Below are 11,848 nucleotides of genomic sequence, written 5' to 3'. Positions count from 1 at the left end.
GTTTTTTAGCTCTTTGCGAGTCTTCGGCATGGATTTTAAGCAGAAAAAGGCAAAAAGTTATATAAAAAGGTGCATTTATCTTTTTTAAATATTAAGAATATTCGCTCGCAATCGTTTGCTTTTACCACCTGGTCAGATAAAATCACCGCTTTTCCACCACGAGAATGTCCCTGATGTCCGTTAACGCCATCGAGCCGGCAGATGCGCAACCGGTTGCGCAGACGCAAAACAGCGAATTAATTTACCGTCTTGAAGATCGCCCGCCGCTCCCTCAAACCCTTTTTGCCGCTTGTCAGCATCTGCTGGCTATGTTTGTCGCGGTAATCACGCCAGCGCTGTTAATCTGCCAGGCGTTGGGTTTACCGGCGCAGGATACGCAGCACATTATCAGCATGTCGCTGTTCGCCTCCGGCGTAGCCTCTGTTATTCAAATCAAAGCGTGGGGGCCGGTAGGATCGGGGCTGTTATCCATCCAGGGAACCAGTTTTAACTTTGTCGCCCCGCTGATTATGGGCGGTACCGCGCTGAAAACCGGCGGCGCGGACGTCCCGACGATGATGGCGGCGCTGTTCGGCACGCTGATGCTGGCAAGCTGCACCGAGATGGTGCTTTCTCGCATTCTACATCTGGCGCGCCGGATTATCACGCCGTTAGTCTCCGGCGTCGTGGTGATGATTATTGGCCTGTCGCTGATTCAGGTGGGGCTAACCTCCATCGGCGGCGGCTATGCCGCCATGAGCGACAACACCTTTGGCGCACCGAAAAACCTGCTGCTGGCCGGCGTCGTCCTGGCCATTATTATCCTGCTGAATCGGCAGCGTAATCCCTACCTGCGCGTGGCTTCTTTGGTTATTGCCATGGCGGCTGGCTATCTTTTGGCCTGGTTTATGGGCATGTTGCCTGAGAATAACGCGCCGGTCTCACAGGACATCCTGATGGTGCCGACCCCGCTGTATTATGGTCTGGGCATTGACTGGAACCTGTTACTGCCGTTGATGCTGGTCTTTATGATTACGTCGCTGGAGACCATCGGCGACATCACCGCCACCTCTGATGTCTCCGAGCAGCCGGTATCCGGCCCCTTGTACATGAAACGGCTAAAGGGCGGCGTACTGGCTAACGGCCTGAACTCATTTGTTTCAGCGGTATTTAATACGTTCCCGAATTCCTGTTTCGGTCAGAACAACGGCGTAATTCAGTTGACCGGCGTCGCCAGTCGCTATGTGGGATTTGTCGTCGCGCTGATGCTGATTGTGCTCGGCCTGTTCCCGGCGGTAAGCGGTTTTGTGCAGCATATCCCGGAACCGGTGCTCGGCGGTGCTACGTTAGTGATGTTCGGCACCATTGCCGCCTCCGGGGTGCGTATTGTCTCGCGTGAGCCGCTGAACCGCCGCGCGATTCTGATTATCGCCCTGTCGCTGGCCGTGGGTCTTGGCGTCTCGCAACAGCCGCAGATCCTGCAGTTCGCGCCGGAATGGGTGAAAAATCTGCTCTCATCCGGAATTGCCGCTGGTGGCATCACGGCTATCGTGCTGAACCTGATTCTCCCGCCGGAAAAACCGTAAAAACCCTGCGGCGGCGACACGATTCGCCGCTGCTGTAACGCTCTTTCACCATTCCTGTCTTGAGGATTGCACGCAAATCGTGCATAAATCCCCTATGTGCATTTCACGGGATGGAAGACCATGAAATTGATTGGGAGGTTGCTTCTCTACGTGCTGATCGCCTGTTTAGTGGTGATTTTCGGCTTTTATTTTCTGCTGCAAACGCGCTGGGGCGCAGATCATGTCAGCAACTGGGTATCAGAGAACAGCGGTTATCACCTCACATTCGACGTGATGGATCATCGTTTTTCCGCCCCATCCCATCTTTTACTGGAGAATGTGACCTTTGGTCGTGATGGTCAGCCTGCTACCCTGGTCGCGAAAACCGTAGATATCGGTCTGAGCATTCGCCAGTTAACCGCGCCGCTGCATGTCGACACGATTCTGTTACAGGACGGCACGCTGAATATTTCAGTGCAAACCGCCCCTTTCCCGTTTGAGGCCGACCGCCTGCAACTTCGCAATATGGCGCTCAATAGTCCCGGTAGCGAATGGCGGTTGAGCGCCCAGCGCGTTAACGGCGGCGTTATGCCCTGGCGCCCCGAAGCCGGTCGGGTATTGGGCAATAAAGCCCAGATCCAACTGAGCGCCGGTTCGCTGACGTTAAACGACGTTCCCGCCACGAATGTGCTTATTGAAGGCAGTATCGACCATAATCAGGTGATGTTAAACACCGTCGGCGCCGATATGGCGCGCGGAGCGTTAACCGGCGTCGCCCGGCGTAACGCTGACGGTAGTTGGGTCGTTGAAAATCTGCGGCTGAATGATATTCGGTTACAAAGCGATAAATCCCTGAGCGAGTTTTTCGCGCCGCTTACTACGGTTCCATCTTTGCAGATTGGTCGTCTTGAAGTGACGGACTCCAGCCTGCAAGGGCCAGACTGGGCAGTCACCGATCTTGACCTGAGTTTGCGCAATCTGACTCTGCACAAAGAAGACTGGCAAAGTCAGGAAGGTAAATTATCGATGAACGCCAGCGAGTTTATTTACGGCTCGCTGCACTTGCTCGATCCAATCCTGAACGCCGAATTTTCACCACAGGGCGTTGCGCTACGCCAGTTCACCACCCGCTGGGAAGGCGGTATGGTCAGAACCTCCGGCGCCTGGTTACGCGAAGGCAAAGCGCTTATTCTGGACGATACCGCTATCGCCGGGCTGGAGTATACGCTGCCGGAAAACTGGAAGCAGTTATGGATGAAGCCGCTGCCCGACTGGTTGAACAGCCTGACGCTGAAAAAATTCAGCGCCAGCCGCAATCTGGTGATCGATATCGACCCAGCCTTCCCGTGGCAAATCACCGCTCTGGACGGCTACGGCGCAAACCTGGGGCTGGTACAACATCATCAATGGGGCGTCTGGAGCGGCAATGCGACCCTCAACGCCGCAGCGGCAACCTTTAACCGTGTGGACGTGCGCCGCCCGTCGCTGTCGTTGACGGCTAATGCCAGCACGGTCAACATCAGCGATCTGAGCGCGTTTACTGGAAAAGGGATACTGGAAGCCACTGCCAGCGTATCGCAACTGCCGGAGCGTCAGACGCAAATCAGCCTGAACGGACGCGGCGTACCAATGGATGTGCTACAACAGTGGGGCTGGCCGGCATTACCGATTGCTGGCGATGGCAATATTCAGCTCACGACCAGCGGCAATATTCAGGCCGATGCGCCGTTGAAACCGACGGTAAACGGGCAATTACACGCGGTCAACGCACAAAAGCAGCAGATAACACAGACGATGCAAGCGGGCGTGGTGTCCGGCGGGGAAGTTACGTCAACGGAGCCAGCGCTGTAATTGAGGGCTTGCCCGGTGGCGATGGCGCTTACCGGGCTTACGGTTCTTGCTCATCTGTAGGCCGGATAAGCGCAGCTCACGGCGCCATCCGGCGATTCAGATTTAAAGCGTAATCACCACTTCATGTCCCTGCGGGGTGACCACTACGCCCAGTTCACTTCCCGCATATGAACCGCATTTGGTACCGCTAATCTGCGTAATATTACGCAGACACAGCGTCCAGTTGCGCGCCTCGCCTTCGCCGCTCACCGTAATGGTATTGCCTGTGCGTTTCGCCTGCAGCGTAAAGATTGTCGAACCATCCGTAGCAGGGACTTCGCAGACCGCTTCGCAGCCGTCATCCAGATGGAATAACTGGAAGGCCGTACCCTCATGCCAGGCGTAATCGGGCTTCTGGCTATTGTTGCCCAGCGCCAGTAGTGTATTGTCACGCACGTACACTGGCAGGCTCAGGAAGCCATGCTGCTGTTTATGCCAGCGGCTGCCCTGCACTTCATCGTTGCGCCACAGGTGCGTCCAGCGACCTTCTGGCAGGTAGAACTCCACGTCGCCCGCTTCACTAAATACCGGCGCTACCATGACCGCATCTCCCAGCATGTACTGGCGATCAAGATAATCACACGCCGGATCGTCCGGGAATTCCAGCATCATCGCCCGCATCATTGGCGTACCGGCTTCGTTGGCGCGCGCCGCTTCCCGATACAGATACGGCATCATCCGGCACTTCTGTTCGGTGAAGAAGCGCACCACGTCACAGGACTCGTCGTCATAGGCCCACGGAACCCGGTAGGATTTGCTACCGTGCAGGCGGCTGTGGCTGGAGAGCAAGCCGAATGCGCACCAACGCTTGTAGACATGCGCCGGGGCGGTATTCTCGAATCCGCCAATATCATGGCTCCAGAAGCCAAACCCTGACAGGCCGATGGACAGCCCGCCGCGCAGGCTTTCCGCCATCGATTCGTAGTTGGCGTAGCAGTCGCCGCCCCAGTGCACCGGGAACTGTTGTGCGCCCACCGAGGCGGAACGGGCGAACAGCACCGCCTCTTCAACGCCCACGGTCTCTTTCAGCACGTTCCACACCAGTTCGTTGTAGATGTAGGCATAATGGTTGTGCATTTTCTGTGGATCTGAACCATCAAACCACTGCACATCCGTTGGAATGCGTTCGCCGAAGTCAGTTTTGAAGCAGTCCACTCCCATCTCCACCAGGCCCTTCAGCTTGTCGGCATACCATTCGCAGGCTTGCGGGTTGGTGAAGTCGTAAATCGCCAGTCCCGGCTGCCATTTATCCCACTGCCACAAGGAGCCGTCCGGGCGTTTAAGCAAATACCCTTTCTCTTTTAGCTCCTGGAAGACCGGGGATTTCTGGCCGATGTAGGGGTTAATCCACACGCAGACTTTCAGCCCTTTCGCTTTCAGGCGGCGAATCATCCCTTTCGGATCGGGGAAAGTCACCGGGTCCCATTCAAAATCGCACCACTGAAAAGCTTTCATCCAGAAACAGTCGAAGTGGAAGACGTGCAGCGGTAGATTACGCTCGGCCATACCGTCGATAAAGCTGTTAACGGTCGCTTCGTCGTAGTTGGTGGTAAATGAGGTGGTCAGCCACAGGCCAAACGACCAGGCGGGCGGCAGCGCCGGACGACCCGTAAATTGGGTATAGCGGTTCAGCACGTCTTTCGGGGTCGGGCCGTCGATGACGAAGTATTCCAGATACTCGCTCTTGACGCTGAACTGAACTTTGGAGACTTTCTCGGAGCCAATTTCAAACGACACGCACTGCGGATGGTTTACCAGCACACCGTAGCCACGGTTGGTGATATAGAACGGGATGTTCTTGTAAGACTGTTCGGTACTGGTGCCGCCGTCGCGGTTCCAGGTCTCCACCGTCTGACCGTTGCGCACCAGCGCGGTAAAGCGCTCGCCCAGCCCGTAGACGGTTTCGCCCACGCCGAGATCCAGACGCTCGAACATGTAGTTGCGCCCGCTATTGGTGTCCTGCACATAGCCGTTATTTTTCAACTGACTACCGGTGATACGTACACCGTTGCGCAGAAAATCCAGTGACCAAAGCTCACCTTTGGTGACGCGTACGCTCAGGCTGCCGCTCTTGAGTTCGGCAAATTCGGCGTTGTTCTGCATCTCTACGTTGATATCTTGCAAGACATTGAGCGGATAATGTGGGCCGTTATCCAAAGCGCCCTGGAAGTGTTCCATCCGTACACCTATCACGCCTTCCTGCGGCGAGAAAATACGCAGGGTAAACAACGGGGTATCCAGTTGCCAGGTTCGTTCGCGGACATCGCGCGGCGCGGCATAGACCACCATCTCATTCCCGTGCTGTTCAACGTCGAACACCTGAACCGGGTGAATCAAATTAAGGCCAGGCTGGATCAGCCAGTTTCCGTCGCTAATTTTCATAGTCTGTTCCTTTAGTTCTGCAATTCTTTATAGGTAAATTCTTGTTCGTTGCGGTGTGCGCCCTGCGCCAGTTGTTCCAGAATGGTTTTCAGGAACGGGCTTTTCAGGGTGTAGTAGCGTTTGGCGATCGCGGCGCTCAGCAGATAACAGATGGCCGGGACGATAGTGAACAGAGCGATGATGATGCTGATCGTGGCGCTGTTTTGCGTTTTCGCCGCCGCATCGTAACCGCCACCTGCCAGCATCCAGCCAATCAGCGCCCCGCCGAGGGCAAGACCCAGTTTCAGCACGAACAACGTGCCGGCAAAACTGATCCCCGTCAGGCGTTTGCCGTTACACCATTCGCCGTAGTCGACGGTGTCAGACATCATCACCCACTGGATAGGCGTGACTAACTGGTGCAACACGCCAATCACGAAGATAAAGACGAACATAGCGATCGTGGCGTGCATCGGTACGAAGAACATCGCCACGCTGATTACTGCGAGTAAGGCGTTGGTCCACCAGAAAATGCTCACTTTGCATTTCCAGTCGGTCAACGGTTTTGCCAGCGCCGAGCCAATCAGGTTGCCGACGCAATAGGTGGTGAGGAAGGCGACAAACACGCCCGGCTTGCCCAATATCCAGGTGACGTAATACATCATCGCTCCGCCGCGCACGCATACCGCCAGAATATTCAGGATGGTGAGCAGGCCGACTATGCGCCACTGGTCGTTGTGCCAGATATCACGCAGGTCTTCACGCATGGAGGTATGGGTGGCAGGCGCTTCAACGCGCTCTTTGGTGGTAAAGAAGCAGAACGCCAGCATCAGGAACGCCACCACTGAGAGCACCGCAATCCCCCCCTGGAAGCCCAGCGCCTTATTCTCGCCGCCAATCAGTTTCACCAGAGGCATCATCAGTACGGTAGAGAGCATTCCGCCCGCCGTTGCCAGCACAAAGCGCCAGGATTGCAGGGAGATACGCTGCGTTGGGTCATTAGTTATTACACCACCCAACGCGCAGTAAGGGATGTTGACCACAGTATACAGAAGGGTGAGCAACGTGTAGGTGAGGGCGGCATAAATCATTTTGCCGTTCAGACTGAGATCCGGCGTGCTATAAGCCAGCACACAAACGATACCAAACGGCAACGCGCCAAACAGCACCCAGGGTCGGAATTTGCCCCAGCGAGAGCGGGTACGGTCGGCCAGCAGGCCCATGCAAGGGTCGGAGATGGCATCAAGCGCACGTGCCAGTAAAAACATGGTGCCGACAAAACCAGCGGGAATACCGAAAATATCGGTATAGAAGAACATCATATATAACATGACGTTATCGAAGATGATGTGGCTGGCGGCATCGCCCATACCATAGCCAATCTTCTCCTTAACGGAGAGAATCTCACTTTTCATTACGCATCCTTAACGCTCACAACGCTCACTGATACCGGTTACAGTTTTTGTAAACCTTCCCTGCGAGCGTGAATATTCCGTTATTTGGTTATCAAATTACGATTCTTGTTTTCTGTGATCAGGGTAGCGTCAAAAAGTGTGATGAAATGTAACTAATGGATTTTATGGGGATTTATATGAAACCGATCATGGCAGAAGGAAAGGGAAGTTAAAAAAGCACGGGAGGGGATGTGGAAACGCCAGGAAGTAGCTATAATGCGCGCGCCTCCATGTAGCAATCGAGGCGCGGAAGATCGTCGTCTCCGGTGAGGCGGCTGGACTTCAAATCCAGTTGGGGCCGCCAGCGGTCCCGGGCAGGTTCGACTCCTGTGATCTTCCGCCAAAATCCTTCTCTCATGTCCACCATTCGTCCTCTATTTCGGGACAAAGTATGTGCTTATTATTAAGACCAGTTCTTGCATATAATACGAAAGGAAAGGTGGAGAGAGAAAGTGGAATATTATTTTATTAATCACCATTTACCGATTGCTAAAACCGAACGTCCATTTATTGTGGGATATCGTCCGCAAAGAAGGGATAAAAGTACGCCAGGCCAAAATTATGAGATCAACGTATAGAGCCATCCGGATAAAGATACATGCCTTCCTCCAGATACACGGGTTCTCCTTCTTCTACCGCTAAATTATGGTATAGCGATTGCATTTCATCATCTGCACTTTCTTCCTGTTGGTTTTCAACTCGATAATAGGTATCTACATCATAGTTCTGTTTACGGAGATCGTCGTCGCTGTATACGCCAAGCCGTTTTTTTAAGCCTGTTATATTAAATATCCATTTTAACCCATCTTTGATATAATAGGCATCACCATAAGCATTTTCATCGGGGCATTCTTTATAGCCCATCCGCAATGCAACATCACAGCCATGCTTACCAACATATTTATAACTCATATTCCCCCCAATATGTTGCTTTAATATCTCAGATAAAATTCATAACGAAAACCTATCCTGATAACCTATGCCACATGAAGGATAGAATTTAAACTAAAGTACGCGTTATATTATCCCCAAATTCCGTATCAAGTATGCGTATTCTGTAGTAGGTAGTAATATGTTCTAATTTATTAATGTGAGTTATATATGAAGAGATTATTTACAGCGGTGATTATCGCTTTTATTACCGTCACGGCATCATCCGGTGCGCTTGCCTGCCCAAAGGGTCAACATCCACATGGGGGTACGGGCTCACATCATAAGGGTGGATGGTGTTCATACGAGCAGTAACGTCGCAGCTTACTCATCTACTTGAACGGCACTATAGCCTTACGTTTATCAACGCAGGCGCTACGTTTGTCGATGCCGTAACTTTCTGAAGAAAAAACATGAGCGATTTCGTATCGATCGCAAAGAATATGGTTATCAGCAACAGTCACCTTATCTCCTGGCTGTCGATACTCTACGGACACGACAGGAAAGGATTTTATTAATTCCTTAAAAAACCATGTTAATCAACAGGATAAATAGTTAAAACGTGATAAAAGACGTAACCCATGCCCGTTTAAAGCGTGCAATAAATGTTATTATACTAAAACATAAAAACAGGTGGGGCTGGTGTAATGAGAATCGACAAACTTTCACTGCTTAACTTTCGTTGTTTCAGGCAGCTCGATATTACTTTTGATGAGCACATTACGATTCTGGTTGCACCGAACGGCGCGGGCAAGACGACAGTGCTGGATGCGGTACGCCTGGCGCTGTTCCCCTTCATTCGTGGTTTTGATGCCAGCCTCTACGTGAAAGATAAATCACTAGCGATCCGTACCGAAGATGTACGTCTGGTTTTCCGCCCCGAAGCGCTGAACATGGAAATGTCGTCTCCGGCCATGATTACAGCTACCGGAGAATGGGAAAGCGGAAAGACGGCAACCTGGATGCTCGACAAGCGAGGAGAACAGCCACCGCATGAAGATAAGACGGCGGCGCAGCTTACCCGCTGGGGTGAACGGCTTCAAAAGCATGTGCGCGACGAAAACAACAAACAATATGTTGATCTTCCGTTAATGCTTTATCTTGGCACGGCTCGATTGTGGTATCAGGAAAGACAATATGAGCCAACGGAGCCTGGCAAACTGGTATACGATATTGTCAGATCATATTCACGGTTAACGGGCTACGATAATTGCCTTTCAGCTACCTCAAATTATAAACAATTCGAGCAGTGGTATAACTGGTTATGACTTAGCTATCGTGAGTTCCAGATTAGGTTACTGGAAAACTCCGCAGTTGATATCGCCGAAGGGATTCGCGTTGATAAAATAAAAGAATCCATTGAGGTTATTCAGCAGGCAATTAACTGTCTGACAAAAGATGTAACGGGATGGCGCGATCTGGAATACAGTTTCAGCCATAACCAGCAACTGGTGATGAACCATCCACAGCACGGCAAAATCCCTTTATCCCAGCTCAGTGACGGCTTACGTAATGCGGTTGCGATGGTTGCGGATATCGCATTTCGCTGTGTCAAACTCAACCCACATTTACACGATGAAGCCGCCTTAAAAACTCAGGGGATAGTGCTGATTGATGAAGTTGACATGTTCCTGCACCCGGCCTGGCAGCAACAAATTATCCAGTCTTTGCGCAGCGCATTTCCACAGATCCAATTTATTGTCACGACCCATAGCCCGCAGGTGCTCAGTACGGTAAAACGCGAATCCATTCGTCTGCTTGAGCAGGATGAAAATGGCAACGGGAAAGCGTTGATGCCGCTCGGAGCGACCTACGGCGAGCCGAGTAACGACGTGCTGCAAAGTGTGATGGGTGTCGAGCCACAACCTCCGGTCAAGGAACGGGATGTTTTCGAACGTGGGATTATCAATGTATTTAAGGGGTTAAGCTAGGAGTACAAAACCAATAATCCTTGTTATTTCGGCAAGAAGATTATCGTCAACAATCTGGTGAAGCATGACCGATGGGGCTACAGCCTGAACTGGGGCTGGCGACGCGACCAGCTCGCCGATCTGGAACGGATGCTCTACCTGCTGGATGGTAAAACCATTCCCGATAACCGATACGATGTGACTATCCGACTGATGGACTTCATTCGTGATAACCCGCATCAGCAGGTTTTTGAGGATGATTTATTCTCTATCCACTACTTTCAGAAAGGCAGCGGGCATATTACGTTCAAGCGTCTGGATCTGGTAGAGAAGATGAACGATATCGTGGTGAAACACTATCCAGGGGCGCTACCCGCAAAATAAACGCTATCTGCGTAATGAGCTTCACCAGGAATTTCTGGCATACTAAGCGGATTACAGCATCGCGAGTCAGATATAAGCGGAGGCGGCATGGAAGATAAATACTTAACCCAATCCCCGGCAGGTGAATTCATTATGTTTGCCAGCGATGACGGTGAAGTACGCGTTGAATGCCGCTTTGAGCAAGAGACGCTATGGCTCCCTCAGGCAATCATCGCAAACCTTTATCAGATCACTCCCCAGGCCGTTACACAGCACATTAAAGCGATCTATGAAGAAGGCGAACTTGAGCAAAACGCAACCTGTAAGTCTTACTTACAAGTTCAACAGGAAGGTGGCCGTCAGGTAAGCCGCAACAGGCTTCACTACAGCCTGCCTGTCATCCTTGCTGTCGGCTACCGCGTTCGCTCCCCGCGCGGCACGCAGTTCCGCCAGTGGGCAACCCAGACGCTCCAGGAATACCTGATCAAAGGTTTTGTGATGGACGATGAGCGCCTGAAAAATCCGCCCGTGGGTTCATCGGCTGTACCCGACTATTTCGATGAGATGCTGGAGCGTATCCGCGATATCCGCGCCAGCGAACGTCGGGTTTATTTGCGGGTACGCGAGATCTTTGCTCTGGCCGCCGATTATCAACCGTCCCTCAAAGAAACCACGCAGTTTTTTCAAACCATCCAGAACAAGTTACATTTTGCCTGTACCGGGTATACCGCCGCTGAACTCATTCATCAGCGTGCTGACGCCTGCCAGCCGCATATGGGGCTGACCAGCTATAAAGGTGAAGAGGTGCGCAAATGTGACGTGACGGTGGCAAAAAATTATCTCACTCAGGATGAAGTCAGCGAGCTTAACCGCGTAGTTAACATGTGGCTGGATTTCGCCGAGGATCAGGCCCGTCGTCGTCAACAGGTCTTTTTACGCGACTGGCAGGATAAGCTGGATCAGTTCCTGCAATTTAATGACCGTGAGGTTTTGCAAGGCGCAGGTAAAGTCAGTAAGAAAATGGCCGATAAAAAAGCGCAGGCGGAATACAGTCAGTTTGCTGAACAACAACGGCGCTTAAAAGAAGCCGAAGGTGAGAAAGATATCGCCGCTTTGTTACAGTGGAAAACAGAGCCTAAAAAGTAGCTCAGGATGTCCCCAAACCCCACAAGCAAAATCATTTGGGGGCACAATAGGGAGCACCAACAAAAATCCAACACGATAAAAGTCAATAAATTCAACAGACCAAGATATCAAATACGACTCCTGTGATCGCCAAAATCCTTCTCTTATGCCCACCATTCGTCCTCTATTTCAAGATAAAGTATTTGCTTATTATTAAGACTAAATAGCTGCGCCAAATAGTAGATCACTTTGAGGGAACTCAGCCCGGATT

Annotated in this window: 6 protein-coding genes, 1 tRNA gene and 3 pseudogenes; 7 read left to right on the top strand and 3 right to left on the bottom strand. The window is 51.9% G+C overall.

Translation table 11 applies throughout. The features are described from left to right. The first annotated feature begins 173 nt into the window (after window positions 1-173). Together xanP and ACLD4K_RS15255 are read left to right on the top strand one after the other, a co-directional pair. Window positions 174-1,565: a xanthine/proton symporter XanP gene (gene xanP, locus ACLD4K_RS15260; protein WP_183059662.1), complete on the top strand. Its 1,392-nt coding sequence runs from the start codon at window positions 174-176 to the stop codon at window positions 1,563-1,565. A gap of 120 nt (window positions 1,566-1,685) precedes the next feature. Next, on the top strand, window positions 1,686-3,395 hold the full coding sequence (locus ACLD4K_RS15255; RefSeq protein WP_411012096.1) for an AsmA family protein: 1,710 nt from the start codon (window positions 1,686-1,688) through the stop codon (window positions 3,393-3,395). Between the two features lie 102 nt (window positions 3,396-3,497). Here ACLD4K_RS15255 and yicI read toward each other — a convergent pair whose 3' ends face one another. Together yicI and ACLD4K_RS15245 are read right to left on the bottom strand one after the other, a co-directional pair. Further along, window positions 3,498-5,816, bottom strand: coding sequence for an alpha-xylosidase (gene yicI / locus ACLD4K_RS15250; RefSeq protein WP_411012095.1), 2,319 nt, complete (start codon window positions 5,814-5,816; stop codon window positions 3,498-3,500). Window positions 5,817-5,827: 11 nt separating this feature from the next. Beyond that, a complete protein-coding gene (locus ACLD4K_RS15245; protein WP_183059659.1) occupies window positions 5,828-7,210 on the bottom strand; it encodes a glycoside-pentoside-hexuronide family transporter in 1,383 nt (460 codons plus the stop codon). Window positions 7,211-7,497: 287 nt separating this feature from the next. Between ACLD4K_RS15245 and ACLD4K_RS15240 the strand changes: the two genes are divergently transcribed. After that, window positions 7,498-7,592: transfer RNA gene (locus ACLD4K_RS15240), tRNA-Sec, on the top strand. A 224-nt stretch (window positions 7,593-7,816) separates the two neighbouring features. Here ACLD4K_RS15240 and ACLD4K_RS15235 read toward each other — a convergent pair. After that, window positions 7,817-8,161 carry a hypothetical protein gene (locus tag ACLD4K_RS15235; protein WP_411012094.1) on the bottom strand — a complete coding sequence of 115 codons (345 nt, stop codon included), beginning with the start codon at window positions 8,159-8,161 and terminating at the stop codon, window positions 7,817-7,819. A 412-nt stretch (window positions 8,162-8,573) separates the two neighbouring features. On the opposite strand from ACLD4K_RS15235, the pseudogene ACLD4K_RS15230 reads away from it, so the two are divergent. From ACLD4K_RS15230 to rhuM, 4 genes and pseudogenes are all read left to right on the top strand, one after another. Next, window positions 8,574-8,705 (top strand): annotated as a pseudogene (locus ACLD4K_RS15230) (TA system toxin CbtA family protein); the annotation flags it as partial. Between the two features lie 121 nt (window positions 8,706-8,826). Further along, a pseudogene (locus tag ACLD4K_RS15225) lies at window positions 8,827-10,027 on the top strand (AAA family ATPase). 29 nt (window positions 10,028-10,056) lie between these two features. Continuing rightward, window positions 10,057-10,473: pseudogene (locus tag ACLD4K_RS15220) on the top strand (DUF4942 domain-containing protein); the annotation flags it as partial. Between the two features lie 87 nt (window positions 10,474-10,560). Then, a complete protein-coding gene (gene rhuM, locus ACLD4K_RS15215; RefSeq protein ID WP_411012093.1) occupies window positions 10,561-11,598 on the top strand; it encodes a virulence protein RhuM in 1,038 nt (345 codons plus the stop codon). The last annotated feature ends 250 nt before the right edge of the window (window positions 11,599-11,848 follow it).

Origin of the sequence: Salmonella sp. 741265055_HSA (assembly GCF_046569525.1) — a bacterium.
GTDB classification, from domain to species: Bacteria; Pseudomonadota; Gammaproteobacteria; order Enterobacterales; family Enterobacteriaceae; genus Salmonella; species Salmonella enterica.
This window is presented reverse-complemented; position numbering and strand designations above follow the sequence as displayed.

Bases quoted from the DNA above. Each gene is read 5' to 3' on its own strand.
- xanP (WP_183059662.1), top strand. From the start codon at position 174: ATGTCCGTTAACGCCATCGAGCCGGCAGATGCGCAACCGGTTGCGCAG.
- ACLD4K_RS15255 (WP_411012096.1), top strand. From the start codon at position 1,686: ATGAAATTGATTGGGAGGTTGCTTCTCTACGTGCTGATCGCCTGTTTA.
- yicI (WP_411012095.1), bottom strand. From the start codon at position 5,816: ATGAAAATTAGCGACGGAAACTGGCTGATCCAGCCTGGCCTTAATTTG.
- ACLD4K_RS15245 (WP_183059659.1), bottom strand. From the start codon at position 7,210: ATGAAAAGTGAGATTCTCTCCGTTAAGGAGAAGATTGGCTATGGTATG.
- ACLD4K_RS15235 (WP_411012094.1), bottom strand. From the start codon at position 8,161: ATGAGTTATAAATATGTTGGTAAGCATGGCTGTGATGTTGCATTGCGG.
- rhuM (WP_411012093.1), top strand. From the start codon at position 10,561: ATGGAAGATAAATACTTAACCCAATCCCCGGCAGGTGAATTCATTATG.